The 26,927-nt window shown below is 64.3% G+C and carries 23 protein-coding genes and 3 pseudogenes; 14 read left to right on the forward strand and 12 right to left on the reverse strand.

Annotated elements, in window-relative coordinates:
* Positions 1-8 precede the first annotated feature (8 nt).
* The 4 genes and pseudogenes from JOE48_RS06205 to JOE48_RS06215 all read left to right on the forward strand — a co-directional run bounded on the left by JOE48_RS06205 (position 9) and on the right by JOE48_RS06215 (position 2,992).
* Positions 9-410, forward strand: a complete 402-nt coding sequence (locus JOE48_RS06205; protein WP_210028686.1) for a VOC family protein — start codon at positions 9-11, stop codon at positions 408-410.
* Positions 411-920: 510 nt separating this feature from the next.
* Positions 921-1,061, forward strand: a pseudogene (locus tag JOE48_RS31170) (DUF1330 domain-containing protein); the annotation flags it as partial.
* A gap of 16 nt (positions 1,062-1,077) precedes the next feature.
* Positions 1,078-1,209: a DUF1330 domain-containing protein gene (locus JOE48_RS31175; RefSeq protein WP_409518564.1), complete on the forward strand. Its 132-nt coding sequence runs from the start codon at positions 1,078-1,080 to the stop codon at positions 1,207-1,209.
* Positions 1,210-2,170: 961 nt separating this feature from the next.
* Positions 2,171-2,992, forward strand: coding sequence for a methyltransferase domain-containing protein (locus JOE48_RS06215; RefSeq protein ID WP_210028687.1), 822 nt, complete (start codon positions 2,171-2,173; stop codon positions 2,990-2,992).
* 1,052 nt (positions 2,993-4,044) lie between these two features.
* Here the strand turns inward: JOE48_RS06215 and JOE48_RS30995 are convergent.
* From JOE48_RS30995 to JOE48_RS31005, 4 genes and pseudogenes are all read right to left on the reverse strand, one after another.
* The gene (locus JOE48_RS30995; RefSeq protein ID WP_312893433.1) at positions 4,045-4,740 is read right to left on the reverse strand and encodes a hypothetical protein; all 696 of its coding nucleotides are present in this window, start codon (positions 4,738-4,740) and stop codon (positions 4,045-4,047) included.
* Between the two features lie 188 nt (positions 4,741-4,928).
* A pseudogene (locus JOE48_RS31000) lies at positions 4,929-5,090 on the reverse strand (biotin/lipoyl-binding protein); the annotation flags it as partial.
* Between the two features lie 90 nt (positions 5,091-5,180).
* Positions 5,181-5,372, reverse strand: coding sequence for a DUF1656 domain-containing protein (locus JOE48_RS06225; RefSeq protein ID WP_312893099.1), 192 nt, complete (start codon positions 5,370-5,372; stop codon positions 5,181-5,183).
* Complete coding sequence (locus JOE48_RS31005; protein ID WP_312893100.1) at positions 5,342-6,424, reverse strand: FUSC family protein; 1,083 nt, start codon at positions 6,422-6,424, stop codon at positions 5,342-5,344. Before JOE48_RS31005 ends, JOE48_RS06225 begins: the two co-directional genes overlap by 31 nt.
* Positions 6,425-6,820: 396 nt before the next feature.
* Here JOE48_RS31005 and JOE48_RS06235 point away from each other — a divergent pair, with 396 nt between their 5' ends.
* Positions 6,821-7,801 (forward strand): SMP-30/gluconolactonase/LRE family protein, encoded by a 981-nt coding sequence (locus JOE48_RS06235; protein WP_245253135.1) that lies wholly within the window; start codon positions 6,821-6,823, stop codon positions 7,799-7,801.
* Positions 7,802-8,171: 370 nt separating this feature from the next.
* Here the strand turns inward: JOE48_RS06235 and JOE48_RS06240 are convergent, their stop codons facing one another.
* The gene (locus JOE48_RS06240) at positions 8,172-8,864 is read right to left on the reverse strand and encodes a winged helix-turn-helix transcriptional regulator (RefSeq protein WP_210028691.1); all 693 of its coding nucleotides are present in this window, start codon (positions 8,862-8,864) and stop codon (positions 8,172-8,174) included.
* 101 nt (positions 8,865-8,965) lie between these two features.
* Between JOE48_RS06240 and JOE48_RS06245 the strand changes: the two genes are divergently transcribed.
* From JOE48_RS06245 to JOE48_RS30145, 7 genes and pseudogenes are all read left to right on the forward strand, one after another.
* The gene (locus JOE48_RS06245) at positions 8,966-9,757 is read left to right on the forward strand and encodes a VOC family protein (RefSeq protein ID WP_210028692.1); all 792 of its coding nucleotides are present in this window, start codon (positions 8,966-8,968) and stop codon (positions 9,755-9,757) included.
* Positions 9,758-9,770: 13 nt separating this feature from the next.
* Entirely contained in the window at positions 9,771-10,307 is a 537-nt protein-coding gene (locus JOE48_RS06250; protein WP_210028693.1) for an SRPBCC domain-containing protein, read from the forward strand.
* Between the two features lie 5 nt (positions 10,308-10,312).
* Positions 10,313-10,945 (forward strand): dihydrofolate reductase family protein, encoded by a 633-nt coding sequence (locus JOE48_RS06255; protein ID WP_210028694.1) that lies wholly within the window; start codon positions 10,313-10,315, stop codon positions 10,943-10,945.
* A 199-nt stretch (positions 10,946-11,144) separates the two neighbouring features.
* Positions 11,145-11,528 carry a VOC family protein gene (locus JOE48_RS06260; protein ID WP_210028695.1) on the forward strand — a complete coding sequence of 128 codons (384 nt, stop codon included), beginning with the start codon at positions 11,145-11,147 and terminating at the stop codon, positions 11,526-11,528.
* Between the two features lie 849 nt (positions 11,529-12,377).
* On the forward strand, positions 12,378-14,699 hold the full coding sequence (gene katG, locus JOE48_RS06265; protein ID WP_210028696.1) for a catalase/peroxidase HPI: 2,322 nt from the start codon (positions 12,378-12,380) through the stop codon (positions 14,697-14,699).
* 751 nt (positions 14,700-15,450) lie between these two features.
* Positions 15,451-15,945: pseudogene (locus JOE48_RS30140) on the forward strand (transposase).
* A 311-nt stretch (positions 15,946-16,256) separates the two neighbouring features.
* Positions 16,257-16,667 (forward strand): response regulator, encoded by a 411-nt coding sequence (locus JOE48_RS30145; protein ID WP_312893101.1) that lies wholly within the window; start codon positions 16,257-16,259, stop codon positions 16,665-16,667.
* A gap of 215 nt (positions 16,668-16,882) precedes the next feature.
* Here the strand turns inward: JOE48_RS30145 and JOE48_RS06280 are convergent, their stop codons facing one another.
* The 7 genes from JOE48_RS06280 to JOE48_RS06310 form a co-directional block, all read right to left on the reverse strand.
* Positions 16,883-19,105 (reverse strand): CHASE3 domain-containing protein, encoded by a 2,223-nt coding sequence (locus JOE48_RS06280; RefSeq protein ID WP_210028700.1) that lies wholly within the window; start codon positions 19,103-19,105, stop codon positions 16,883-16,885.
* A 318-nt stretch (positions 19,106-19,423) separates the two neighbouring features.
* A complete protein-coding gene (locus JOE48_RS06285) occupies positions 19,424-21,340 on the reverse strand; it encodes an ATP-binding protein (RefSeq protein ID WP_210028702.1) in 1,917 nt (638 codons plus the stop codon).
* Positions 21,337-22,326, reverse strand: a complete 990-nt coding sequence (locus JOE48_RS06290) for an ATP-binding SpoIIE family protein phosphatase (RefSeq protein WP_210028703.1) — start codon at positions 22,324-22,326, stop codon at positions 21,337-21,339. Before JOE48_RS06290 ends, JOE48_RS06285 begins: the two co-directional genes overlap by 4 nt.
* Before the next feature lie 2 nt (positions 22,327-22,328).
* Positions 22,329-22,733 carry an anti-sigma regulatory factor gene (locus JOE48_RS06295; RefSeq protein WP_210028704.1) on the reverse strand — a complete coding sequence of 135 codons (405 nt, stop codon included), beginning with the start codon at positions 22,731-22,733 and terminating at the stop codon, positions 22,329-22,331.
* On the reverse strand, positions 22,714-23,115 hold the full coding sequence (locus JOE48_RS06300) for an STAS domain-containing protein (protein WP_210028706.1): 402 nt from the start codon (positions 23,113-23,115) through the stop codon (positions 22,714-22,716). The genes JOE48_RS06295 and JOE48_RS06300 overlap by 20 nt, the downstream gene beginning before the upstream one ends.
* Before the next feature lie 4 nt (positions 23,116-23,119).
* A complete protein-coding gene (locus tag JOE48_RS06305) occupies positions 23,120-24,133 on the reverse strand; it encodes an STAS domain-containing protein (RefSeq protein WP_245252732.1) in 1,014 nt (337 codons plus the stop codon).
* Between the two features lie 415 nt (positions 24,134-24,548).
* Positions 24,549-25,016, reverse strand: a complete 468-nt coding sequence (locus JOE48_RS06310; RefSeq protein ID WP_210028707.1) for a MarR family winged helix-turn-helix transcriptional regulator — start codon at positions 25,014-25,016, stop codon at positions 24,549-24,551.
* 260 nt (positions 25,017-25,276) lie between these two features.
* Here JOE48_RS06310 and JOE48_RS06315 point away from each other — a divergent pair, with 260 nt between their 5' ends.
* Positions 25,277-25,663: a hypothetical protein gene (locus JOE48_RS06315; protein ID WP_210028709.1), complete on the forward strand. Its 387-nt coding sequence runs from the start codon at positions 25,277-25,279 to the stop codon at positions 25,661-25,663.
* Positions 25,664-25,703: 40 nt separating this feature from the next.
* Positions 25,704-26,627, forward strand: coding sequence for a ketopantoate reductase family protein (locus JOE48_RS06320; RefSeq protein WP_210035603.1), 924 nt, complete (start codon positions 25,704-25,706; stop codon positions 26,625-26,627).
* Positions 26,628-26,927: the final 300 nt, after the last annotated feature.

The raw sequence follows: 26,927 nt of genomic DNA on the forward strand, positions 1-26,927 counted from the left end.
TGTGTCCAATGAAGCTCAACCATATCAATCTGACGAGCATCGACGTTCCTGCCGACGTTTCAATGTTTGAAACCTATTTTGGGCTGCGCACGTTGGTGATGCGTGGGAGAACACTTGCCGTCATACATGACGACGACGATGGCATGCTGTTGGTTTTGAATGATTTTGCGAAAAAACGGGGCAGTTTTGCTTACCCCGAGGATAGTGACGTCCACCATATCGGCTTCATCCAAGACAGCCGCGAAAAAGTCGACGCGCTGAACGCGCGTCTGAAAGCCGACGGCTGGGATGTGCCGGAGCCGCGCGACTATCACGGTGCTTGGACATTCTACTTCAAGGCTAAGGGCGGGTATTTTATCGAGGTTGCAACGCGGACCCAACTACGGCGCGCAGAGCCCGCCGCCGTCTGACAGGCTGTGGCCGATCAAACTCAACGACATGTTGCCTAACCTCCGCTTCTGCCTCGTTGCGCGGTAGAAGCGGACCGCCTCAAACCACCTTGTCCGGCCATTCTGCAACCGACCCATGTCAGCCGTTCGGGAAGCGGTTGACGCTTCCCGAAAACCGACATCCGTCGGCCATCTGGAATCGTCCGCTTGGGGTGGTGAGCAGGCTTCAGCACTGCGACCAGAACCGGACATCCAAGCCGATAGCAATTGGTCTGGATTGAACGCTTCTTGATCGACCGACCTTCGCGGCCGCGGCGATCATCGGCATTTTACGGAATGACCGATTGCTCGCCTGCGGATCAACGTTAAGCCGAGACTGATGTGCACACTGACAACTGTATTAGGATTGGGTGTCAAAGGTCAAGTAAACGAGTCGCGCGTTCGCACCTAAGAACAGTAGAAAGGCATATTTTTGAGGCGTGAAAGATCTGTCGCAAAGCTCACAACGAGGGCAAGACAAAATTTGCCTACCTGAATGTTGATATCGACGTACGGGATCAAAAGGGATTTGCACGCTACCGCGAAGCTTTTCCGGCCGTTGTTGCAAGGTTCGGCGGCCGGTATCTGGTCAAAGTTGGGGCATTGCACCCGATTGAGGGCGTATTTGAAACGAAGCGCTTGATACTTATTGGATTTTCCCTCAATAGAAGCCGCTCGTGCATTCTATCAACGCCCCGAATATGCACCGCTGCTCAAGCTAGAGTTGGAAAGCACACCGTCAAAAATGATGCTTGTGGAAGGTTGGGTGGCGCCCGCCTGATCGGGCACGCCCGCTAATGTCCGCCCTCACTTCTTCTCGTCCGCTTGTCCACTCCAGATGCGGTGGGCGGGTGACGAAAATTTCGTACCGGATCGACGTTGTCGTCCGTGATGGCGTAACGGTGTGGGCGTCAACGGACGTGCGACCTTAGGGATCCCGGCGGGACGGCGGTCGCATTGCAGCGATGGCCGACTACATAGGTTGTCGCAGTTCAAGTTGCCCGCGTTCGAGAAGCCCAGACAATCGACAGCACGCCCGACTTGGGTCGGCAACGGAAGGGCCGCTGGGGTGGTGATCGGACCCTGTGCCATCGCCACGAAGCGGACGTTCCGCATTCGACACATGTCGACCATGCGGCAGCGCGTCATAGCGCTAGTGCACTGCCGTATACGGAAGGTTCATATTAATTAGCAGTCCGGACCTTTGGTTTGGACCAAATCAGCAGCGGCAGTCCTCAATAGCTAGGCTGCACAATCCGTCAGAGTTCGTGCACGAGACATCAGTTATCCGCTACCTGCCGCTTATTGGCTGATATGGGGAGCGTCCGCTCCTGGGCAGTTTGGGAAGACGCAAAACATGGCGTGGCCGAGAGCCGCCCTCTTGCCTGGGCAGGTTGGGCGAGAAGGTTGCGAATCTGCCGGCTCCGCTTGACTTGACCGGCTAACTTTGAACCGGGCTGATCGAGCGGGTTAGCCAGGAGAAGTGCAGTTGGAGATCCGGCGCACTCAGAAGATGAGCAGGCAGAATTTCTCGGCAAGAAAACCGAACGCCACCCGCGGAATCTATTTTTGCGCGCTAGATTCGTTCCGCGCACACCGCATGACACAGTCTAAAGTCCTATCCCACAATTTTCTGCTTGACAGGCGTGGTTTATAAGGTCGTTGATGGCTGCTTCAAGACGCTTTAAGAAAATATTCGAATCACACAGCATTTATATGACGCGTTGAGACGGGAGGTGAGAATGGGCGAAAAGCGGCCAAACAAGAAGCGCGTCGCTTTGAAATGGGTGCTCTCGAGGACCGAGATGGGTCGGGCGTTTCTGATCAAGAGAGCCCTGCGCAGGAATGCTTTCGGAACTCACCCCTTCGATGCCGCCAACAATGTTCAAACCAGCGGAGCAATACCTCAGTATCTTCTGAGTCCCAAACAAAGCATGAGAACAATATCTAGGAACGAAACGCATCCTTATTTTGGCTGTAGCCCTAACTGTCTCCGCGCGGCGCTCGATCAGATGGAAGATCTGGCGGGCGCCACCTTTGTTGATTTCGGATGCGGCATGGGAAGAGCAGCCATCATAGCTTCCGAATACCCGTTTCAATCCGTAATTGGCGTAGAAATCTCGAAGGATCTGAGCGCGATCGCACGCCGTAACGCGCGAACAATTCGGAAATCATTCCCCAATCGATGCGGTATAGAAATAATCAATCAAGATGCCCGTAGTTTCCATATTGATGACAGAAACTTGGTCATTTTTATCTATAATCCGTTTGGTCCGGATTTAATTAAAATTATCATGATGAGATTAGAGAGGATCATACAAGCAGGTTATAGCGTGCATATTATCTATCAAAACCCTGTTTACTTCAATATTTTGGATGAATCCGATGCCTTCGAAAGATACTTTGGCGGACAGATCAAGTGCGATCCCGCCGAGCGCCCCCAAATGTTTGACAACGATGACGCTATCGTTGTTTGGCGACCCAAGAGCGCGACGTATCCCGCAAATGACAAATTCGACATCAGAGTCGTAACCGCGGGAACACGCGCCGAATTGGTATTCTGACCGAACTAAATCGCTCCGCTTTTTGGTTATGATCTTGACCCGACCGGAGAGGCGCTAATGGCGGTCCGGATGGCCGAGTTGTGTCGCGAGCGGTCCCCGCGGCGATAGCCGCTTCGACGCATCCGTCGTCCAGAAACGGACAGGCTGAAAACCACCCAACCCGGCCGTTCAGTGGCGCCGGCCGAGGGGACCATATATGGCCGAAAGCGGCCGGTCTGCTTCGGGAAAAGAGCGCCGAAAAAGCGGACGGCTCCTTTCCAACGCATTGCATCTCTCAAGGCAACCATCCGCATTCTTCGAAAGCGCTCATAGACACGACGCGGTTCAAGGGCGGCATTGAGCGGTCAGCGGACCTCGGCAAGGCTGAACGCCGAGGCCGGATGTGGCCGCTGGAGGCGCAAAGCGGGCCGGACGCCTCCGCCGGGCGCGTCGTGCATGCTTCGCTCAACGACCACACCGCCAAGAGGTTCGTAGAGGCGGCGGGCGGGCTCGTTTGAATCGCAAAACTACAAGTCAATCCCTGAGCGTCTGTAATCATGTGCTGAACACTCGCCATAAACCTGGAGTCACTTTGCATATAATTCCCGACCATTCGCGGCCGTGACGAGATGAAGATGGTCAATCAATGTCCCTGACTGATCATCCTGAGTTTACACTGCACAAACGCAGCCGAAGGGCTCGTCATGGGCTTCGGCGATGATGACGTGTTCGTCTTGGTCCCGCTGCGCGGTGCGGGATAGCCAAGCGCTGAGGCGGTCCTCCTCGATCGGACCGGCGAGGAATTCAGAATTGCACGATAGGCGCTCTTCCAACTCGCCGTGTGAAGGCGTGTGATCAGGGCCCCGTCGCCTGCCGTAACGATCCGCATGAGGATGGCTGATCGTTCAGAAGCGCAGCCACGGTCCGCGACGAGTCGGGCATCGGCGCCGCAGCGACGTCCGCTTCAAGGTCCACGCATTGCCGCCCAGAAGCGGACCGGCAAAGATCCACCCATGGAAGCCGCTCGTCGCCCATCGGCGACAGCAGGAACTGGCCTTAAACGGCGGGTCCGCTCAAATGCATCTAAGATGCGAGAACGGCCTTTTTGGTCCGAAACTGAAATATGTGCCGATATCCAGTGCATGATTTGCACGGAATGCAATACAAAGATAGTTGTCCGGATCCATGCGGCACAATGGCTGCCGCGTTCGCGACGGAGAAGAGCCACCGGCGTGGGCGACGGTCAGCGCCGGGCCTCCGCGCCCTGAGGTTCGGCCGATGATCCGCAGCGCCGGTGCGGCGGCCGAAGCCGCAACCGGAGCGGCCTGCCCAAGCAGGATCGCGACGTTCGCCGTCATTCCCGCCGCCAGCACGATCGGGCATGGCACGTCGTCGAGGTCAATCCGGACCGGCACCCGCTTCGCCAGACGGACCCAGGTGAAGATCAAATTGACCACCGGCAGCCCCTGGATACCCGGGGCGGCATCGGCAACGCTGATCCCGCGGCCCCGGATCGGACGGTCCAGCCATGCCATCAGCGACACGCGCGCGGCGTGGCCCTCGTCGATGCGCGGGAGCTGCGTCTCCTCGAAATAGCCCTCGATCCAGAAATTGTCGCCGTTGACCGAGGGCGGCGCCGGCTGCCTCGTGGCGGCGAAGTCGCCCTCCTGCAGCAGCAGGTTGGTGACCCAGCCGTGCACGGTGGCCCGCAGGGTCGTGCGCTCCAGGTTGCGCCGCGCCTGCGCCAGCGCGCCCTCCGCCTGGACCACGTTGGCCTCTGCGGCCTGCGCCTGGCCGCTGGTCGTCTGCTTCTGCTGCGGGGTGGCGGCGAGGTCGTCGAGATCGGCCGCGTGCGGCGCGCGATCCCAACGAGGTATCCGGCTTGCGCCCGGGCGCTGGCGAGGGCACCCTCGGCCTGGGTCACGGCGTTCCGGAACGTGCCGGGTTCGATCTCGAACAGCACGTCGCCCTTGTGGACGAACTGGTTGTCCCGGACGCGGACCGCCACCACCGTGCCCGAGACCTCCGGCGCCACCTGCACGGTGTAGACCCGGACGCGTCCGTCCCGGGTCCAGGGCGTGTAGGCGTAGTAGAGGAAGGCGAGGTAGGCGAGGCCCACCGCCGCCGCGAGCGCCAGCAGCGCGGCGGCGACGTTATAGGCGGGTGCGGCTGCCAGTCGCGCAGGGATGATCGCGGCAACGCGGCCACGTCACGGCCCCGGGACGCGCAGGGATAGGATCAGCATCGCCGTCACGGCGGTCAGGAGGCTGAAGTCGAACAGGGCGCGGTTCCAGACAAGGTGGTTGATGCCGATCCGGTCCAGGATCCAGCGCAGGCCCCAGGTGATCACCAGGGCGGCCAGCAGGCAGATCACCGCGGGCTCGACGAAGAGCCCCAGCACATCGACCGCCCGCAATCCGAGCACGCCCGCACTTCCGGGTCGAGAATCGGCCAGCCCGCGCGGTCGAGATCCGACACGAGGGCGGCCAGCGCCCCGATGCGCTCCGCCTGAAGCGGCAGGGTCGCCCGGTCGGCGAATTCGCGCAAGGGTTCGCACGAGGGATCAGGCGCGCCGAAACGCGGCGCGGCGAGCCGCGCCCAGACCGCCCGGCCGACGCGGCGGCCCTGCCGGTCGTCCGTCTCCCGCAGGGCGAGCAGCAGGAGCCCGATGACGAGCAGGCGCTTGCCGCTCCGGGCCGCCGCGTCATCCGCGCCGATGAGGGCGAGCCGGCCAAAGCCCCGGGCAAGGTAGCGGTCGCGGGCCCGCAGCCGCAGTTTCGCGGCGCTCACCGGCGGCGGCAGGGCCGAGAACGCGATCGCCGCCATCGCCATCCCGAGCAGCTCGGCCAGCACGGTGTTGAGCGAGTCTTCGAGGTCGTAGGTCATCGGGTTCTTGGGATCGAGAACGCCGAAGACGAAGAAGCCGAAACCGATCCCGTAGATCGCGCGCTTGTCGGCGCGGCCGACCACCGCCAGCATCGCCACCGGCAGCAGCACCGCGGCCAGCAGCGCGAAGTTCCCGGTGGTCGTCAGCAGGGTGTAGCGTAGAACCACCCCGACCAGGATCGTCGAGCAGCGGTCGACGCCGATCTTGAACACCGTCTCGGGGTGCTGCACGTCGGCCAGCGCGATGATCGGCACGGTGAAGCCCATCGAGGCGAAGCCGTAGGCGCGCTGGCCGCTCTCGACGCTGGAGGCCGCGGTGAACAGGCCCATCCACAGGGCGAGGGCGCGGTCGAAAGCCAGGGTCGCTTGTGCGAAATTGGCCACCAGCACCATCGCGACGGTAACGCCCACCAGCGTGCTGCCGGCCCGCCACAGGCTCTTGCGCAGAGAGGCCGCGCGGGTGGCGAGCGTGACCGAGATGACCGTCCAGCCGGCCCAGTGCGGCAGCACCAGTTCGAGCCACATGGCGAGCCAGACCGCCGCAATGGCGGTGAGCGCGATGCGCACCGCCTCGGCCGCCTCCTGCGGCTACCACGCGGCGCCGCGCTGCAGGAATCCCAGCGCGTCTTCGGAGCGCGCGCCCTCACCCGCCATGGCGCGCCCTGACCGGCCGGCGCGGCTCCGGGAGCCCGGTAGCGGGCTCACTCACAATGGGCGGCGCTGTCGACCTTCCCCTTGAACACCCGGTAGACGACCAAGGTGTAGATCAGGGTGATCGACAGGACCACGAGCCCGGCGCCCCTCATGTTCCATGTCCGGATCGCAGCACCATCCCCTCATCGATCAGAAAATCACGAGACAGAGTGCCCGGCTTCCTTACAATCCCGCCGTCCAGCGCGAGGACCACACGGGAGGAGACGAATGATGAACCGACGAGACGTTCTCGTGGGCGCCGCCACCTTCATGGCGACCACGGTCGCTCCGCGGGCCGACCGGCTGCCCCTCGGCGACCTGCAGGGTACCCGCTATCCCGATCCGCGGGTCGAGGCGCTCGACACGCGCTTCCGCTACAAGGTCGGCAACGCGGCCATCGAGCGCGTCGCCACCGGCTTCCGCTGGGCGGAAGGCCCAGTCTATTTCCGAGACGGCGGTTACCTGCTGTGGAGCGACCTCCCTAATAACCGGATCATGCGATGGCTGGAAAACGGCCATGTCAGCGTCTATCGGGCGAACTCGAACTACTCGAACGGTAACACCCGCGACCGCCAGGGCCGGCTGATCACCTGCGAGCACGACACCCGCCGGGTGACCCGCACCGAGCCGGACGGAAAGATCACGGTCTTGATTGACGCGTTCGACGGCAAGCGACTCAACGCCCCCAACGACGTGGTGGTGGCCTCCGACAACGCGATCTGGTTCACCGATCCGGGCTACGGCATCGACGGGTTCTACGAGGGTCACAAGGACAAGGCGGAACTGCCGACCCGGGTCTACCGGCTGGATCCCTCGACTGGGCAGGCCAAGGTTGCGGCGGAGGGCATCGACCGGCCGAACGGCCTCGCCTTCTCGCCCGACGAGAAGATCCTCTACGTCGTCGATTCCGGCATCACCCATGGCGGGCGGGCCAATATCCGCGCCTTCACGGTCGAGGGCGACCGGCTTACCGGCGACCGCGTCTTCGCGGAAGGCTTCGCGCCGGGCTTCACCGACGGGGTACGCACCGACGTCGACGGCAATGTCTGGTGCTCGATGGGCTGGGCCGACCCGAAGGAAGACGGCGTGCGCTGCTATACGCCGTCTGGGGATCTGATCGGCAAGATCCATCTGCCCGAGACCTGCGCCAATCTCTGCTTCGGTGGACCGAAGAAGAACCGGCTGTTCATGGCGGCGAGCACCTCGATTTACGCGGTCTATGTCGAGACGCAGGGAGCGATGGTGCCGTAGGGTGCCTCGGTTGCCTGACAGCAACTGCCGCGCGTGAACCCTCGCCCTATGCGGGAGAGGGGCGGTCGCGTTTGCTTCGGCCAGTTCTCGCCAGGAAGCAGAAAGGCCAGTTTCCACCCATCTAAAACGCGCAGGCGAACGCCTCGGGTCGGCTGGATCTGGCCGAAAGCCGCGGGTCCCGTTCGGAGAAGGTTTGCCAGACAAGCCGGCAGATTCTTGCCGAGCCCAGTTTGCCATTCGACAATCTTCGGGCTTGCGGCTGGAAGCAGCACGTCCACTTCCGCGACGTTGCGTTTTGGGCTGCCATCGCGCAACTCACTTCACGCTCCGGCCTAGCGCCGAAGACCGGCACGTCCGTTAAGGTGCTACCTCAGGCGATTTTGGCGGGCAGGGCGAAGAGGTCGACGAAGGACTGTGCGAGATCGGCCTCGCCAGCGAAGGCCAGCGTTCCGCCCGCACCGTCCCTGGCCAGAGGCGCCTTGCCAAAGATCGTGCGGCGCATCGCCATCGTATCGCCCGTAAAAGCGAGGTCGGGAGTTTCCAAGAGCCCACGGATCACGAGGATTTCACCGCCCGTCACGGTCACGATAAAGTCCTCGCCGGGGAAGTGGAAGGCGACCGACACGGACAGCTCCGCAGCCCGCGTGCGGTCGACGAGGGCCTGAAGCGCCATCATGGCTGAAGCCGCCGACATGAACAGACGCGGATCATGCCGCGGCGAGCGAGCTGCCCAGCGCCCCATATCGCGCATCAGCGGCGCGGCCTCACGGCCCCACTCCGTCAGATCGTAGACCTGCACGTTGGCTGGGGACGGCAGACGGAACCGGCGAACGATGCCTGCATCTTCCAGGCTGTCCAAGCGCTGCGTCAGCACGTTGGCGCTGAGGCCTGGAAGGTTTGTCCGGATCTCACCGAAGCGGCGGGGGCCGAAGACCAGTTCGCGCATGATGAGCAGCGACCAGCGCTCGCCAATGAACCCTAAGGCGAGGGCCGTCCCGCAGGCATCGTCGTAGCGCCGGTCTCGTGGAGCGGCGGCCTCAATGGTTATTTCTTTTAACTGCATGGTTGCTTTGTATAACTGAGAATGCAAGCCTGGGCAAAGCGGGGCCATGGGCGGCGCCGCGATATGGCCTGCGCGCCCGTTGTCACGGAGGATGGCGTCCGATGCCAACTGACGAGGGGGAACCCATCTGGTGCGAGCGGAGCGCGACCGGCCAGGATGCGGCACAGGCCTTCTACGAGGCTCTTGCCGGCTGGCGCGTCGCGCCGTCCCTGATGCCCGAGCACGGCGGCGGCCGAGTCGCGGAGGCCGACGGGATGCCCGTGGCCGGGATCCGGCCGTCGATGCCGGAGGCGCACGGCTTGCCCGGCTGGGCGGTCTACCTTGAGACCGGCGACGTCGACGCCACGGACTCTCGGGTGGCGGATCTCGGCGGCCGGATCGTGTTCGGGCCAGTCGATATCCGTCATGTCGGGCGTTTCGTCATTGTCGGCGACCCGCAGGACATGATGTTCGCCCTGATGGATACGGCGAGCGCCGGCGCGAGTCGGGCCTTCGGGCTGGTGCCCCTTGGAACGGAGCAAACCTGTGGCCACGGCGTCTGGATCGAGCTCGCAACCCCCGATCCCGAGGCTGCCTTCGCGTCGCACAGGGCGCTGTTCGGATGGAGGAAGCTCGGGGCCATGCCGATGGGCGAAATGGGTGAGTACGCCTTCATCGGCCGGGGTGACCTGCGCCCTGGCGCCGTGATGTCGAGTGCCGTCACCGGCGCCCCGCCTCGGTGGAACCGGTACGTCCACGTGGTCGACATCGATGCCGCGCTCGCGACGGTTCGCGACAGGGGCGGCACGGTGCTTCAAGGACCCGATTTGATCCCCGGAGGCAGCTACTTGGCCAACATCGCCGATCCGGCAGGCAACCGTCACGGCCTTGCCGGCCCGCGCCAGGCAGCGTGAACGGAGGCTAGCGGTGACGAGCGAGACGCTGATTCACGCAGGCAGACAGAGTGGGCCTGCGGCCAGGAAGGCGCGCACGACGGTGGAGCGGGCATCGGACGGGGAGCTAGCCGTCACGCGAAATGTCGACGGCCCGGCGCGGATCGTCTTCCAAGCATGGACCAGGCCGGCGCTGTTCCAAAGATGGTGGGTGCCCCAATCCTGCGGGGTCTCGCTGATCTCCTTCGAGGCCGACATCCGCACGGGTGGAGCGTACCGGCTGGTGATGGGTCACCCCTCAGCGGAAAGGCCTATGGCGTTCTTCGGCCGCTACATCGAGGTGACACCCCATGCCCGCCTCGTCTGGACCAATGACGAAGGGGGCGAGCATGGGGCCCTCACCACGGTGACCTTCGAGGAAATGGATGGCGCGACACGCGTCGTCGTGCACGAGCTCTACCCCGCGAAGAAAGCGCTTGATGACGCCGTGGCCTCCGGAAGCACCAGCGGGTGGGGCGAGCAATTCGAACAGCTGGACGAGCTTATCGTCAGCCTGAACGCGAAGGTCTGATCGCCATGAGCAAGGTGCGCGTGAGAGGTTTTGCTGTGTCTGTCGATGGCTTCGGGGCCGGCCCGGACCAGAGCCTGGAGCATCCGCTCGGGAAAGGTGGGCCGGAGTTGATGCGTTGGTTCTTCCCGACGCGGGCCTTTCGATCAATGAATGGGCAAGGCGGTGGGACTGACGATCGCTTCGCCGACGCCGGGATGGAAGGTTTTGGCGCGTTCATCCTCGGCCGCAATATGTTCGGCCCGATCCGGGGCGAATGGCCGGACGACGCGTGGAAGGGCTGGTGGGGCGACAATCCCCCGTATCATGCGCCAACCTTCATCCTCACTCATCACGCCCGGGCGCCGATCGTGATGAAGGGCGGGACGACCTTTCATTTCGTCACCGGGGGAATCGAGGCGGCGCTCGCCCAGGCCGAGGCCGCCGCCGGCGACCTGGACATCAAGATCGGCGGCGGCGTGTCGACGGTCCGGCAGTATCTGCTCGCTGGCGCGATCGATGAAATGCACCTGGCGGTGTCGCCCATCGTCCTGGGCCAGGGCGAGCACCTGTTCTCGGGCATCGACCTGCCAAGCCTGGGCTATCGGGTGACGGAGACGGTCCCAACGGAGCTCGCGACCCACATCGTGCTGACGCGCTGACTGCAGGAAGTGAACCGGACGTCGCCTCAACGTTCGGAACCGACCCCATACGGAAGTTGGAAACGCCCGCTGCCGCCGAAGGCACGAATGGGGGCGGGCAGCCGACGCTTGCTGGAATGGGGTGCTGGCAGGATCGAGGCCTGATGCGCGTTTAACTCCGCATAGACCGGTCAATATACAAGCGATTGGAACGGTTGAGATGAAGGTGACTGTTTCCATCGACGTCCCGTCGATCGATAAGGGTCTGAAGTTCTTCGGTGACGTCTTTGGTTTCGTCGAGACGTCCCGACCTCATCCCGGCTACGCGAAGCTGACTTTGGGGGATGAAACAATTGGGCTTCTTGCGAAACCGGCTGGATCCTCACCGGCGCCGGGAAGCGACGACGTTCGCCGATATGAGCGCCATTGGACACCGGTACACATCGATTTTCGTGTCGACGATTTCGAGGCGACGCTCGCACGCGCCTTGGCGAACGGCGCAATTTCAGAACAGGTGCACCGCGTCCCGGGCTTTCCCCCCGTTGCGTTTTGCAGCGATCCTTTTGGGCATGGGTTCTGCATTGTTGGCGTGAATAAGCTTTAGAGCCTCGATCACATGTAATGCCGGTAAGTTCCCGCGCCTCCGCATTCTTGATCATCGAACGGTTCCGCAGGACGTCCAGCACGAGTTGCTCTGGGCTCAGCTCACTGGCAAGGCAGGCCAACTGAGACCTACAGTCTGAGCTGCTGTAACGACCGCGTCGGAGAAGTCGCCAGAGCCGGCTAAGCGGTTGCATTGGGCGCAAAGCCGAGCGGCGGGTTTTGCGCCCCTCGGCCATCCGGCGTCACGTAGTCTGGCTGAAAGCAGCACTTCCGCTTCGGGGGGGCTCGACCAAGAAAGAGGGTCAACGCCAACCGCCCCGACTCCGCCGTTCTGCATTCCGGACGCCATGTCCGTGAGCGGACGTCGAAGCCAGGCCGGCTTGTGTCGCGAGGGGCAGCCGCTGCCGTTGTGTCCTGTGATGTAGCCAGCAAGGCGGTCGCCAGCGTCTGTCGATCTGCGCGCGCGTGTCGTGCCAACCGTGGCTGGGCCCTCGTTCCATCGCGCGGCCGCGCGGTTCCCCGATCGCGGCTACGCATGTCGTACAGCGCTATGGCGACAGCGATAATGCGTTACGCGCGACAATCGGTTGACCATCGGCGGAGATCTCTATTGCGTGCAATAGGCTCGCGCAAATGTGAGGTGGCTTTTCCCAAGGCGCGCCGCAGGCCGCCAAGCCTGCGTGAGCGGCGCGGCATCTTGATTTTCGAGCCTCGCGGCTGATGTCACGAGCGATGCAGGATCGTTGAAGCGCGTCCGTCTCGCGATGAGCGCCACGCCTGGCGCTGCCGTCAACGAAAGCTGGCGGCCCGCTCAGTCCGGCGACGTCGGTCCTGCGCCTGGGGGATGTTGATGAACACGATCACGAAGGACAAGACCAACACCGACTCCTATCCGATGGCGGGCCAGTGTCCGTTCGGAGGCGACCGCATCGGCGGGGCCTTCGGCAGCCGTCCGGCGCTGGAGAACTGGTACCCGCATCGGCTCAGGGTCGAGCTCCTACACCAGAACGGGCTGGCGGCCGATCCGCTCGGGCCCGATTTTGACTACGCTGCCGCCTTCCAGACGATCGATCTCGAGGCGCTCAAGCGCGACATCAAGCAGTTCCTGACGTCGTCGGTGGCATGGTGGCCGTCCGACTACGGCAATTACGGACCGCAGATGATCCGCATGGCCTGGCATTCGGCCGGCACCTACCGCATCGCCGACGGGCGCGGCGGCGCCGGCACCGGGATGCAGCGCTTCGCGCCGATCTCGAGCTGGTGGGACAACGGCAACACCGACAAGTCGCGCCGGCTGCTTCAGCCGATCAAGCACAAGTACGGCAACGCCCTCTCCTGGGCCGACCTGATGGTTCTCACCGGCAATTGCGCCCTGGAGATCATGGGTCTGCCGACCTACGGGTTCGGCGGCGGGCGCCTCGACGCCTGGGAGGCGGACGACGCCACCTATTGGGGGCCGGAGGTCGTCGAGATGGGCTCCGTCTCGAGCTTCGACGAAATGGTCAACCGCGACAAGCGTTGGCGCGGCAAGAACGGCGACCCCGACTACGACCTCGAGAACCCGCTCGCCGCCTCCCATCAGGCGCTGATCTACGTGAATCCCGAGGGGCCCTACGCGAACGGAGATCCGCAGGGCTCGGCCAACGACATCCGGGTGACGTTCACCCGCATGGCCATGAACAATGAGGAGACGGTGGCGCTGATCGCCGGCGGCCACGCCTTCGGCAAGAGCCACGGCATGACCCCCGCCAAGGAGATCGGGCCGCCGCCGGAGATGGCGCCGATGGAGGCGATGGGGCTCGGCTGGCACAACCCGAACGGCACCGGTGCCGGCAAGGACACGATGACCAACGGCATCGAGGGCAGCTGGACGCCCAACCCGACGCAGTGGGACAACGCCTATCTGGAGAACCTCTTCAAGTTCGACTGGGAGCAGACCAAAAGCCCGGCCGGCGCCTTGCAATGGACGCCCAAGGACCCGAACGCGCCGCGGACGCCCGACGCACACGTCGCCGGGCAGTCGCATCCTCTGATGATGATGACCTCCGATATCGCACTCAAGGTCGATCCGGAGTACCGCAAGGTCTGCGAGAAGTTCCTCAACGACTTCGACGCCTTCACGCAAGCCTTCTCGAAGGCGTGGTACAAGCTCACTCACCGCGACATGGGCCCCAAGCATCGCTACCTCGGCCCGGAGGTGACGATCGAGGACGGCCTGCTCTGGCAGGATCCGATCCCCAACGCGGCTTACGCCCCTGTGGGCGAGGCCGAGGTCGCCACCCTCAAGCAGGCGATCCTGGCCACGGGCTTGTCGGTTTCGGACCTCGCGTTCACCGCCTTCTCGGCGGCTTCGACCTACCGTGACAGCGACAAGCGCGGCGGCGCCAACGGGGGGCGTCTCGCACTTGCCCCACAGAAGGACTGGGCCGTCAACCGCCGGGCCGCGCCAGTGGTCGAGGCGCTCCGCGGAGTCATGGCCGCGTTCAACGGTGAGCGCGGCGACGGCAAGCAAATCTCGCTCTCCGACCTCATCGTGCTCGCCGGCTGTGCTGCCGTGGAGAAAGCTGCTCTGGACGCGGGTGTCGAGACGCGCGTGCCGTTTACGCCCGGCCGTGTCGACACCACGCAGGCGCTCACCGATATCGAGATGTTCGAGTGGCTGAAGCCGGTCGTGGACGGCTTCCGCAACTATGTGGATGACGGGTTCGCGTCGATGGCGCCGCGCCTGTCGCCGGAGGAGATGTTCCTTGATAAGGCTAACCTTCTGACGCTGACCGCGCCGGAATGGGTGGTGCTGACCGGCGGTTTGCGGGCTCTGAACGCCAACCACGACGGCTCGAACCGGGGCATCTTCACCGACCGGGTGGGTGTGCTGACGACGGACTTTTTTCGGACGCTGACCGACACGAACTTGGTCTGGGAGAAGGCCGACGCAGCCGGCACCACCTTCGCCCTGAAGGACCGTGAGAGCGGGCAGGCCAAGTTCGAGGCGACGCGCAACGACCTCATCTTCGGGTCGAACGCGCAGCTGCGCAACATCGCCGACGCCTATGCCGGTAGCGACGGCCAGCAACGGTTCGTCGCGGACTTCGTCCGGGTCTGGGACAAGGTCATGATGCTCGACCGGTACGACGTGAAGGGCCACCGGCGTTACGGGTCTATGGCGGCCTGATCGACGACAGGCACAGCAGCGCGCGCCCCGTTTCACCATCCGGTGAGACGGGGCGTTGTTCTGTGAAGTGGATGTCTCGTCGCCGCTCCGTGGTCAGCGCGATGAGGATTGCAGACACTGTCGGTCCTATGTGTTAAGAAAATAATTAAGTCGTCATAGATGGGTGTTCAAACAAATTTCTGTAGAAATGGATTGCTAAGAATACTTCGCTTGCATCATAAAATACAATCATCAAACAAATATAGCGTGACCAGGCCGGAGTTCAGACGGATATAATGATTTCTTTTTTTTGTAAGGTCGCAGACGTTTCTCATCAAGCCCCTCTGCAAACGGCAGATCGACGAAGGAGTCACATCCCGCGGTTTTGAGAACCATGTTGTGAGAAATGCGCCATTGCTCGGTGCCCCATAGAAGCGCTCCGAGGACGGAGACCATCCCGTTAGGCCAACCGACACAAGGACCGCTCTAAGGACGCCGATGGCAGGAACTGAACGACCGATCGGGACGCGAAGCCGTACGTCCGGCCCTGCACGCGATGGCGATCCGGCGTGACGTAGTCTAGCCGAGAGCCGTCGGGCCGGTTCGGAGAAGATCCGCTGCAGACGCAGACCGGTTCTAAGCAACGCAAAAAAGGTAATTCAAGACCCCGCAATCAATTTCTATTACTATACGTTGAAATCGTCGGCCAGCATGGGGCTGAAGGAAATAGGATTACACCGCCGCTGAGCAAGCTGCGGCCTCCGATTGGATCATCTGTGCTGACGCCTCCTCGAGGCAGGCTTCCAATGCGTCTCGCAGCGAGGACACGGAGACATCGGCGCCGCAGGATCAGCGCACGGCATATTCCAACCTCTTCGGGGCGATCTGCCCGGAGAGGGGAAAAGGGGCCGGTTTGGTCCTACCCCGGTGCAACAGCGAGGCGATAAGCCTGCACTCGGCCGAGATCAGCCGCTCCGTCGCGCCCCACGCCCACGCCGTGCTGATGACGGGTAGCGCGGGCTGGCGCAGTCCCCACAACGTCATCGAGCCGGACAACATCACCCTGCTCACGCTCCCGCCCTGCGCGCCCGAACGCCACCCGGTGGAGAACGTCTGGCAATTCATGCGCGACAACTGGCTCGACGATTGAATTTTCGCATCCTACGGCGACGCCGTCGACCGGTGCTGCCGCGCCTGGAATCGCCTCGTCGATCAACCCGGGAAGATCAAATCCCTCGGCCTGCCCGCGCGGGCCTATCGGCCATGATCACCGGCGTTTCGTATGAGACTTACCGGCGGACCGGTAATGCGGCAGCGAGCGCGGGCTATCGCGGTCATGACGGCCGCACCGATCTGCGGGGCCCCGGCCGATCGGGCGATGGCTTAAGGCGATCGGAACGAGGCGCCTTATCAGGCGTTCCGGACGGCCATCGCGGCGGACAGGCTCCGGGCGGCCGAGGATCCGCATCTTTGACCCTGCAAGGGGGATGGCGACCGCCCGGTCGCGCGAGTGGATCTGCTGGGATCGCGAAAACCGTCGACGGGCAACCTTTTGATCCCAGTACGACTTGGACTTGCGTGACCCATAACATTTCGGGCGATGCGCCCTACGCTCTCGTCGTCGATGACGACGCCCTGATCCTCATGGAGGCAACCAGCATCCTGGAGGATGCGGGGTTTCGGGCGCTACAGGCGATGAACGTCGCCCAGGCCATCCGGGTATTGAATCAGTATAACGACTTGGTGCAGCTGCTCTTCACGGACGTGCACATGCCGGGGGACGCCGACGGCTTCGACCTAGCGCGGCAGACCACGGAGCGTTGGCCGCACATCGCTGTCGTAGTTGCCTCCGGCCAAGCCCAGCCCCGCCCCGGCGACCTGCCAGATGGAGCGGCTTTTATGGGCAAGCCCTTCAGCGCCGAGATCGTTCGAGACCATGTCCGCAAAATCCTGCCGGACGAGAAGCTACCCAAGCCGTTGAGGACTTAGGGGCTTCAATCTGACGCTTGATGCTCGTCGCAAAGCGTTCTCGCGGACCCGAAGCAGCTTTTGGAACCATCCCGAGGACAGCCGAGCGTCGCGGGCATGCCACTACGAAGGGTTAGTCGCGAAGGCTCGGCTATGCGAGGGCAGGAGCGATTGTGCGGACACAGTCCATGCGTCCCGCGGATCATCCGGAGCTGCGCGAGCCACGCACCAAGCCTTCACGGTTCTCGTTTGGGACGCAGTGTCAGGACGTTGCCTGTCGCGGATGTGATGCCGCCGCCGAGGACCTCCGCGACCTTTCGGGCGAGCTGCTCGCGCTTGAACGGCTTGCTGATCAGATGGACACCGTCGTCGAGCCGCCCATGGTGGACGATGGAATTTTCCGTGTAACCGGACATGAAGAGGACTTGGATCTCCGGCCTGAGTGCCTGAAAGCGCTCGGAGAGGTCGCGTCCCTTCATCTTGCCGGGTAGGATCACATCGGTGAGCAGCAGGTCGATGCTCCTGGCGCTCGTCTCGAACACCTGGAGCGCCTCGTCGCCGTCGGCGGCCTCCAAGACGCGGTAACCGAGGTCGGTAAGGATCGCGCAGGCGATCTCACGGACTGCCGCCTCGTCCTCGACCACCAGCACGGTCGCAGAACCGCGCGGGAGCTCGACGGGAGACGCGCGCCTTTTCCCGATCGGCATCACCGCGCCGATTGCTCTGGGCAGGTAGATCTTCACCGTCGTGCCCTGGTTGGGCTCCGAGTAGATTTTCACGTGACCGCCCGACTGCTTGACGAAGCCGAACACCATCGCGAGGCCGAGCCCAGTGCCCTTGCCGTCGGGCTTGGTCGTGAAGAACGGCTCAAACACGCGCTTCACCACGTCAGGCGTCATGCCGTGCCCGGTGTCCGAGACCGCCAGCATCGTGTAGTCGCCGGCTTCGACCTCGGCGTGGTCGCGGGCGTAGGCTTCGTCGAGAACCTTGTTGCCGATCTCGATGGTGAGCCGGCCCCCGCCCGGCATCGCGTCCCGGGCGTTGAGCGCAAGGTTGAGGACGGCGCTCTCCAATTGAGCTGGGTCGGCCATCGCGGGCCAGAGGCCTGCGCTCTCGACGTAGCGAACCTCGATGTGCTCGCCGAGCGTGCGCCGCAGGAGGGGAACGAGATCCGGCATGGTCGCTGCGAGGTCGATGGCTGCCGGCGCCAGGGGCTGCTTGCGCGCGAAGGCCAGGAGCTGGCCCGTGAGCGTCGCCCCGCGCTCGGCGGCCCAGGCAGCACGCTCGATCCGCGACTGAAGCTTGCCGTCGCCGTCGAGCTTCGCCCGGACGAATTCCAGGTTCCCGAGGATGACCTGCAGTAGGTTGTTGAAGTCGTGCGCGATGCCGCCGGTGAGTTGCCCGATGGCCTGCATCTTCTGGGCTTCGCGTAAAACGCCCTCGGCCTGAGCGCGCTTGGTCATGTCCGAGATGGTCAGGACGAAGCCGCCGTCGGGCATCTGGGTGCGGCGAATCTCCAAGTGATGGCCGTCGGCGCGCGTGCGCTCATAGACGATCGCCTCACGGAGTGCTGTGCTGCCGTGCCGTACTTGGTCCGACGTCTCAAGCGTCGGCCGACCAGCCTCGTCGGTATGCTCCGCGAAGGCGGCGTAGGACGCGCCCGGCCGCACCATCGCCTTCGGTAGGTCGAGCAGAACCAGGAAGCATTCGTTCCAATTCGTCAGTGTGCGATCCGGCGCGAACACCGCCACGCCCTGGCTGAGGCTGTCGAGCGCAGTCCGAAGCCGGAGCGCTAGGGTGCGCTGTTCGGCCTCCGTCCGGTACGAGTGCGACCACGCCCGATTCAGGAGGCGGGCGGCCCAGAGAAGGGTCAACACGGCAAGGACCGATCCGCCGAGCGTCGTCCACCGGACCCAGGCCGCCCGCGCGTCGTTCTCGCCGAGCCGCTTGGCGAGCAGCGCATCCTCCTCCGCGAGCATGGCGGCGAGCGTCGTCTCGGCTTCCATCATGTAGCCGCGGCCGGCATCGGTGTTGACGAGACGCCGGGCTGCGTCGAACCCGACGTCGCGGCGCAGCTGCACCGTCTGGGCGAGTTCCTCCAGCTTGCGCTGGATGACCGGCGCCATGGCGCGCAGGCGGTCCTGCTGGAAAGGGTTGTCCGCGGTGAGCTTCAGAAGTTCGCCCTGGAGCACCCCAAGACGGTCGCGCGCCGAATCGTAGGGAGCGAGATAATCTTCCTTGCCCGTAATAATATAGCCCCGCTGGCCGGTCTCGGCATCGCGAAGGGCGGTGGCGAGATCCTTCATAACAGTTACCACGCGGTAGCTGTGCTGCGACCACTCCCGGGCCTCTCGTGAAGCATTCAGGCGCTCCCACGTCACAACCCCGACGATGGCGAGGATAGCGAGTAGCACGCCGAAGACCAGGAGATTGGCGCGCGCGACGATACGCTTCGACATGTTCAAACGATCCGCCGCTGAACCGCGCGCCAGGTTTGGCCACGTCTCGCAGAACTTGCTCGAACGCGGATGACGCGGGCTCGCGTGGGCGCTTGCGGGGACTTCGTAGCACGTTGCCCCTCGCATGCGTGCCTTTCGTGAAGACATCGCCGTTCGGGTGCGGTCGGACTATCCGGGCCGGATACGTTGCCGGCGGCCAGTGGCTTCTTCGACGATGCCGTCGAAGCCGAGCCCGGGCAGGGTGTCGAGTACGGCGTAGCCCTTGAAGGCGGCCAGTCACTCACGGTCGGAGAGACCCGGCGGCTTCGAGTTGGGGTGTCATGAGCCTTGTTCTCGCTCCTCTGTGGGCGAGGGCGAAGCGGCGATGACCCGGCGCAGGACCCGGCCGATCTGCGTCGCCGAGTACGGCTTGTGCAGGAGCTCGAAGCCATGGCCGTCCTCGTGCGCCAGGACGTGGCTGTAGCCCGAGGCCAGCACCACTGGTAGCGCAGGGATACGGATGCGCAGCGTTTTCGCGAGTTCGATGCCGCCCATGCCGGGCATCACCACATCGGAGAAGACGGCCCGGAAGCCCGCGCCGTCAGCACCCAGGCGTTCGAGCGCCTCTTCAGCGTTGACGACCCATTCGGGCGCGTAGCCAAGGTCCTCCAAGATCTGGGCGCAGAAGCGTCCCACTTCCAGGTTGTCCTCAACCAGCAGGACAGGCTGGCCCTCGCCGGAGGGCGTCACACCGGCCTCGCGGTCGGTGACGGGCATCTCGGCCGGCGCGTCCGAGACCTCGGGCAGGTATAGCGTGAAATTTGTTCCGCACCCGACCTCGCTCGCCACATCGACGTCACCGCCGGACTGCTTGGCGAAGCCGAATACTTGGGAGAGCCCAAGTCCGGTGCCACGTCCGACGACCTTCGTCGTGAAGAAGGGCTCGAAGATGCGCCCGAGTATGTCGTCGGGTATGCCCGCGCCGGTGTCGATGAGGGAGATGGCGACGAACGGCCCGCGCGAGCCCGCATGTCCGCGGATGGTCGGCATGGGCTGTCCGGCGATCACCCGCATCGTCAGCGTCCCGATACCGTCCATGGCATCCCGAGCGTTCACCGCGATGTTCACCACCGCCGTTTCGAACTGATTGACGTCGGCGCGCACCAGCGCGGCCTCGTCCGGAGCTTCGACCGAGACATGGATGCGGGCACCGGTAATGGTGTCGAGCATGTCGGCGACGCCACGCAGGCGCTCGCCGGCATCGAACACCTCGGGCTTGAGGGATTGCCGACGCGCGAAGGCCAGGAGCTGCCCCGTGAGCTTGGCCGCGCGGTCGACAGTGTCCGAAACCGCATCCATGTACCGCTTTCGCCGTTCCTCGGGCAGGTCGGGGCGGCGCAGGAAGTCCACGGAGGACCGGATAATCGTCAACAGGTTGTTGAAGTCGTGGGCGACGCCGCCGGTCAATTGGCCGACGGCCTCAAGCTTCTGCGACTGACGGAGGTCCTGCTCCATCCTTTCGCGTTCGGCCGCCTCAGCGAGAAGTCTGGCGTTCGCCTCAGCGAGTTCTGCCGTCCGTGCAGCGACCTGGGTTTCCAGGGAAGATCCAGCCGCACGTAACTGGGCGGCCTGGGCTTCCAGCTCCGCATGCAGCGCGACGACCCCCCGATTGGTCTCCGCAAGCTCGCGGTTGAGGCGGTCCGCCTCGTCCTGGCGCTCGGCGAGCTCGGCGAGACTGCGCAGGAGCTCGCGGTTCTGCTCGCGCAGGGCGACCAAAGGTTCCGCGGTCCGAGCGCGCGCTACGCCCTCGGCAAGGGTCGCAAGCCTCTTTCCCGTAAAAGCTTCCGTGCCGTACGGCAGTCGCTTGGCGAAGGTTGCGACCGTGCCCTTGCCGAGCTCGGTCTCGATCTCGAAGCGGTCCATCAACCGGCGCGAGCCGGTGATGCCGATGCCCAGGCCCGTCGTCGAGCGGTAGCGACCTTCGAGGATCTCGCCGAGGTGGGGGATGCCGGGTCCCTTGTCGATCACGCGGATCACCAGGGATTGGCCGTCATGCTCCTCGTCAAGGCCGTACTCGACCCTGCCGCCGCCAGCGTAGCCGTAGGCGTTGCGAGCGATTTCGGAGACCGCCGTGGCTATGCGCGTCTGGTCTTGGACCTCGAAGCCGAGGTGCTCGGCGAGCCGACGCACGCGCTGGCGCACGGTAATGATGTCGTCCTCGTGCTCGATCTGTGTGGCGATCAGGGGCCATCTCATCCCCCGTCGCCCCGTACGACGATGACAGTCGCGTCATCCCGCGCCCGAGCGAAGTCTCGATAGATCAAGCCCGCCACGAGTGTGGGATGCGCTCCTGTAATCCCTGGAAAGGCATCGAGGGACCATCCGGTCGCGATCCCGTCCGAACACAAGACGAACACGTCGGCCGGGCGCATCGGGTACTCGAACTCCTGAATGCGCCGGGCAGCATGGCCCGCCGTGCCGGGGAGGGAAACCGTGCGCTTGCTCGCCTCGCCGGAGACGACGGCTCCCAGGACGTTGCCGATGCCCGCGAACGCAAGCTTGCCGGCATCCCGACTGTAGCGTGCGACCGAGACCGCCCCGCCACGGGTATGCGACAGTCCCGCGTGGATTGCGGATAAAATCGCGCTGGGAGACTTGTCTTGATGCTGCCGGAACAGCCGCAGGGCCTCCTCGGACGCCTTGGCCGCATCCGGCCCGTGGCCGAGCCCGTCCGCCACGATGGCTGTCCAGCCGTCGGCCCGCTCGCGCACAGCATAAGCGTCACCGTTCGCAGTCTCGCCCCTCAGAGGCACCGTCACCGCGCCGAATGTCGCTGCCGCAGGAGCCGCCCGGACGCTCGAAAGGCGCGACTGCACCGCCGTGCCTGAGCCAGGCCGCGATGCGATGTCGAAGGTATCGGACAACCGTCGCACGGCGCCTAAGCCCTCGCCGGCGCTGCCGCCCGTGGAATGCCCATCGCGCAGGGCCAAGCCGAGATCCGAAAGGCCAGGTCCCTTGTCGAGGGAGAGAATCTCAACGCCCGAGCCAGTCCCGTCCTCGTAGATACCGATGAGGATCTCGCCCGGCGCGCCGTACTTCACGACGTTCGTGGCGAGCTCGGTCACGACGAGGGCCACCCGTCCAGCAGCGGTCTCGTCGAACCCAATGGAATGCGCGACGGCCAAGGCGCGCCGTCGCGCCTCGGACACCTGGCTCGCCTCCGTGACGGTGACCCGGTCCATACCTACTTCCAGCGCGCGATTGTCACGCGTGTGCCTACCCCGGGCGTCGACGTTATGTGGAACTCGTTGGAGAGCCGTTTGGCTCCGCCGAGCCCCAGCCCCAGCCCCCCGCCGGAGGTGTAATGGTCGGTCATCGCCTGCTCGATGTCGGCGATGCCCGGACCTTGGTCCTCGAAGGTGAGCCGCAGGCCCTTGCGCCTGCCGACCTGGACGATCTCTGCGCGGACGTCGCCGCCCCCACCGTAATCGAGGGTGTTGCGCGCGAGTTCGCTCGCCGCGGTGACGATCTTGGTCTGGTCGACGAGGCCGAGGCCAATCTCGATGGCCAGTGCGCGTACTTGCTGACGCACGCGGACGACGTCGTCTCTGGAGCGGACCGGAAAGGACTCAGCCTTCGTGACCGTCACGGTTGCTCCCGAAGCTCTCCTCGTCCTCGAATAGCCGGGCCTGGATCAGCGCCATGCCCCGTTCGACGTTGAGAGCCGTCTTGATGCCGGTGAGCTCCAGCCCGAGCTCGACCAGGGTTATGGCAACCGCCGGGCGCATGCCAGCCACCACGGTCTCGGCGTCGAGCACCCGTGAGACCGCGGCGATGCTCACGAGCATACGACCGATGAAAGAGTCGACGATCTCCAGTGCTGAGATCTCGATGAGCACGCCGCGGGCGCCGGTCCGCGCGATCATCGCCGTCAGGTCCTCCTCCAGGGCCAAAGCCAGACGGTCATGCATGTCGACCTGGATGGTGACGATCAGCGCGCCACCCAGCTTGAGGATCGGGATGCGGTCCATGGCGTCAGCGGCGCTCCTCGGCCGTAGGCTGCTGACGGACGACCTTGCGGCCGGTGCGTCTCAAAGCGACCGCGAACGCATCGGCCAGCGTCGACTTCGAGATAACGTTCAGCTCGACCCCGAGATGCACCATGGTCTGCGCGATCTGCGGGCGGATGCCGGACACGATGCAGTCGGTGCCCATTAGGCGGGCGGCGGCAACGGTCTTGAGGAGGTGCTGAGCGACCAGCGTGTCGACGGTCGGCACGCCGGTGATGTCGATGATGGCGATCTCGGCTTCCTCGTCGACGATGGCCTGAAGCAGGTTCTCCATGACGACGCCGGTCCGGGCGCTGTCGAGCGTGCCGATCAGCGGTAGAGCGAGGATGCCGTCCCAAAGCCGAACCACGGGCGTGGAGAGTTCGGCGATTTCCTGTCCCTGTCGTCCGATGACCTCCTCGCGGCTCGCCAGGTAGACTTCCATGGTTTGCAGCCCAAGCCGGTCGAGTACTTTCCCCGCCGCCCATATGCCGGCCGCGAGCGTGTGCGTGTCAGCGTCGGACTTCCGCTGTAACGCCTCGAAGATCGGCTCCTTCAGCGAGAAGACGAAGTTCGCGGTGTCGGTCGGGGTGAAGCCTTGGATCGCACGGGAGCGTGAGATATCGGCGAGGGTCTCGCGCACCGGTGCGAAGTTCTCCGCGTCCGCGTCAAGCTCCCCTGTGCCGAGGGATTCGCGGAGCTGGGCGAGCACAGCCTTGGCCTGGGTCTGGAGCTCCGCCTCACGGATGCGTCCGCTCTGCAGCGAGACGCCTTCCCGTAAGGATGCGAGCCAAGCATCGAGGATCGCGCTCTCACCCTCCGCAAGGGCCTTCGTCAGCACTCCGGCGCCATCCATGATCATGAAACGTTCCTCGCCGTCCTCATTGCGGTCTAGCCTGATCGCGGCGGCTTCGATAGCTTCATGAATCAGCGATACGGGTGGATCAGGTGGTGTACCCGGCTCCTGCGATCCCACGGGCAACACCGATATGCGCGCCATGCCTTGAGCAGATGGACCAAGGCGCGGACGCTGAAAGCCTTCACCGCGAGCATTGGGGCGGCGCTTTCGCCAATCGCTCAAGCTCGCGATTGCGTTGCCTCGCTTTTTTAAACGGACGAGATCGTATTCCGTCTGCTTTCAAGAAGCGGGCAGATACGGCCGAGCGACTGCAATGGGCGCGCAGGCGAAGGTCCCGTCCTGTACGCGATCGCGATCACGCGTGACGGGGTCTGGCCGAAAGCGGCCCGTCCGTTCTGGACAAGAAACCGGAAAGGCAGTCGTCGGTGTGATGCCCACACACCTCGCCCGCTCAGACGTACGGAAGGCTCACTTGCAGGCGGTCTGATTGGATCGAGCATGCGTGTCGTCCCGGTATCCCAACATCCAGAGCGACCGGGTCGGTGGCGCCGGTGCTTCAGATCGGCGATCGTTCAAAGGCCTCGATGAAGTCATCCGAGGCAATCACCGAGAGGGCAGCGCGCAAGCTGCGGGCCTCCTCGACACCGAAGGCACGCTCGAAGCGATCCTGAGCTGTTTCCCACAGCCGTGTCGTCTCGGCGAGCTTGGCGACGCCAGCCTCGGTCAGCGACACCCGTCGTACACGCTGGTCCTGCCCATCTGCCGCCAAAGCGACGAAGCCATCGCGCTCCAGGGGCTTGATGTTGTGCGCGAGCGCGGAGCGGTCGAGGATCAACGCAGCGGCCAGTTCACCCATCGTCGGCGATCCGGCTCGCGCGATGTGGATCAGGATTGAGCGCTGGGTCGAGCGCAACCCGCTTGGTGCCAGCACGGCGTCATAGAGCTGCGAGACGCGCCGAGTCGCCTTTCGCAGCGCCGTCCCGTTGCACGCACCCGCTCGTGGCATCGTTGTCGGCTGTCCCATCGCCGCTCCTTAGCGTGTTGAGTTCGTGCCACGCCAGTTTGGCCGCCTGAAATCACCGCGGGCGGACGACCTCGCTGCACCCTTGCAAATTATTTGCATATGCACATAAATGCCGCGACGACGGATTTGGCGGCAGAAAGCCAGCACCCGCCGCAAGCGAATATCGCCGGCATCCGAGCGGCCGAACGCCCGGATCTAAACGCCTACAGCTGAACGGCAGAGACGCGGCTCGGCCAGCCCCATAGCGGAGACAGCGAGAGATGCCCTACCTGCAGTTCAATTTGCCCAAGCAGTTTCCGGCCGCAGTCAAGCGCCACGTCGCAGAAGCTGCCTGCCGCGCCTATGCCGAGATCATGGAGACGCAGCTCTGGCGGCCGAATGTCGGCATGGCCGAGCTGGGTGCCGACAACCTGTTTCATCTCGATGACGCGGGACTCCAGGAGATCGTCATGGTGCTGGTCGAGTGCCGCCGCGGCCGCTCGTCCGATCAGCGCTTGGCACTGGCGCGCAGGCTCGTCGAGCTGTGCACGGACGCCTTCGGCATCGCGCCGGGGCAGGTGTTCGTCGAGTTCACCGCCCATGCCGGCGACGAGATGTTCAGGAACGGCGACTGGGTGCAGGACTGGCGCGCCGACGAGGCAGCGTAGTCCCCGGGCCAATCTCCCGAAACAGCATCTGGGAGCGACCATGCGCATACTCGTCGTTGGAGCCGGCTCGACCGGCGGCTATTTCGGAGCCCGTCTGGCGCAAGCCGGCCGCGACGTGACCTTCCTGGTGCGGCCGACGCGGGCGGAGCAGTTGCGGGGCAGAGGGCTGCGGATCGTCAGCCCGCACGGCAACGCGACGATCGCGCCGTCCTTCGTCACCGCAGCCGAGCTCCGCGAACCCTTCGATGTGGTGCTGCTCACGGTGAAGGCGCCTGCCCTCGGCGCGGCCCTGGAGGACGTCGCGGCTGCTGTCGGTCCCAACACGATGATCCTGCCTGTGCTGAACGGGATGCGGCATGTCGAGACCATAACGGCTCGCTTCGGCGCAAACGCGCTGGTTGGATGCGCCTGCAAGATCGCGACGATCCTCGACGACGATGGGACCGTCGTCCAACTCACGACGCTGCAGGATTTCGCCTACGGGGAATTGAATGGGGTGCGCACCGACCGCCTCGTGCGCCTCGACCAAGTGATGCGCGGCGCGGGTTTCGACGCGCGGCTCTCATCCGACATTGCGTTGGAGATGTGGGAGAAATGGATCTTGCTGGCGACCGTCGGCGGGATCACGTGCCTGATGCGTGGGCCGGTCGGTACGATCGTGCAAGCGCCCGGCGGCAGAGACTTCATCGCGGCCTTCCTCGATGAGGTGGTGGCTGTCGTCTCGAAGATCGGACGTACGCCGAGCGAGCGGTTTCTCGCCGCAGCGCGCGCGCAGCTCACGGATCCCGGTTCGCAGCAGACGTCGTCGATGTACCGAGACCTCGTGAAAGGCCGCCCCGTCGAGGCCGACCAGATCCTCGGCGATCTCGCGGCGCGTGGCCGATCGGCAGGTATGCCGGCGCCGCTGATTGGCGCGGCTTACACGCATCTGTCGGTCTACCAGTCGAGCGGTCGACCGACATAGGCGGCTTCCATTCAACCGACGAAGCCGTCCCTGAAAGCGTCGGCCCCTCAATGGCGAACGACCACACGGCCCCGAACCTGCTGCGCCGGCAGGCCGGAGCCGGATGCAAGCTGAAGCCGAGATTCGCTGAAGCCAAGCCGACGTCGCGAGTCCGATCATCCCCCTCGGTGCAAGGACGCCCTCATGACGTTCCGTCCAGCCACGGACCGTTGCGCGCTAGCAGGCCCGGTCGCGGTCGCGCTTGTCACGGGTTCAGGTTTCGCGCGATCGGATCAGGCATCGCGGCCGGTTCGCAACGGT

Source organism: Methylobacterium sp. PvR107, from assembly GCF_017833295.1.
In the GTDB taxonomy this organism is placed as follows: domain Bacteria; phylum Pseudomonadota; class Alphaproteobacteria; order Rhizobiales; family Beijerinckiaceae; genus Methylobacterium.

Bases quoted from the DNA above. Each gene is read 5' to 3' on its own strand.
- JOE48_RS06245 (WP_210028692.1), top strand. From the start codon at position 8,966: ATGCCAACTGACGAGGGGGAACCCATCTGGTGCGAGCGGAGCGCGACC.
- JOE48_RS06305 (WP_245252732.1), bottom strand. From the start codon at position 24,133: ATGGCGCGCATATCGGTGTTGCCCGTGGGATCGCAGGAGCCGGGTACA.
- JOE48_RS06320 (WP_210035603.1), top strand. From the start codon at position 25,704: ATGCGCATACTCGTCGTTGGAGCCGGCTCGACCGGCGGCTATTTCGGA.
- JOE48_RS06300 (WP_210028706.1), bottom strand. From the start codon at position 23,115: ATGGACCGCATCCCGATCCTCAAGCTGGGTGGCGCGCTGATCGTCACC.
- JOE48_RS06235 (WP_245253135.1), top strand. From the start codon at position 6,821: ATGGCGACCACGGTCGCTCCGCGGGCCGACCGGCTGCCCCTCGGCGAC.
- JOE48_RS06215 (WP_210028687.1), top strand. From the start codon at position 2,171: ATGGGCGAAAAGCGGCCAAACAAGAAGCGCGTCGCTTTGAAATGGGTG.
- katG (WP_210028696.1), top strand. From the start codon at position 12,378: ATGAACACGATCACGAAGGACAAGACCAACACCGACTCCTATCCGATG.
- JOE48_RS06310 (WP_210028707.1), bottom strand. From the start codon at position 25,016: ATGGGACAGCCGACAACGATGCCACGAGCGGGTGCGTGCAACGGGACG.
- JOE48_RS06285 (WP_210028702.1), bottom strand. From the start codon at position 21,340: ATGAGATGGCCCCTGATCGCCACACAGATCGAGCACGAGGACGACATC.
- JOE48_RS06240 (WP_210028691.1), bottom strand. From the start codon at position 8,864: ATGCAGTTAAAAGAAATAACCATTGAGGCCGCCGCTCCACGAGACCGG.
- JOE48_RS06255 (WP_210028694.1), top strand. From the start codon at position 10,313: ATGAGCAAGGTGCGCGTGAGAGGTTTTGCTGTGTCTGTCGATGGCTTC.
- JOE48_RS06315 (WP_210028709.1), top strand. From the start codon at position 25,277: ATGCCCTACCTGCAGTTCAATTTGCCCAAGCAGTTTCCGGCCGCAGTC.
- JOE48_RS06290 (WP_210028703.1), bottom strand. From the start codon at position 22,326: ATGGACCGGGTCACCGTCACGGAGGCGAGCCAGGTGTCCGAGGCGCGA.
- JOE48_RS06205 (WP_210028686.1), top strand. From the start codon at position 9: ATGAAGCTCAACCATATCAATCTGACGAGCATCGACGTTCCTGCCGAC.
- JOE48_RS06260 (WP_210028695.1), top strand. From the start codon at position 11,145: ATGAAGGTGACTGTTTCCATCGACGTCCCGTCGATCGATAAGGGTCTG.
- JOE48_RS06280 (WP_210028700.1), bottom strand. From the start codon at position 19,105: ATGTCGAAGCGTATCGTCGCGCGCGCCAATCTCCTGGTCTTCGGCGTG.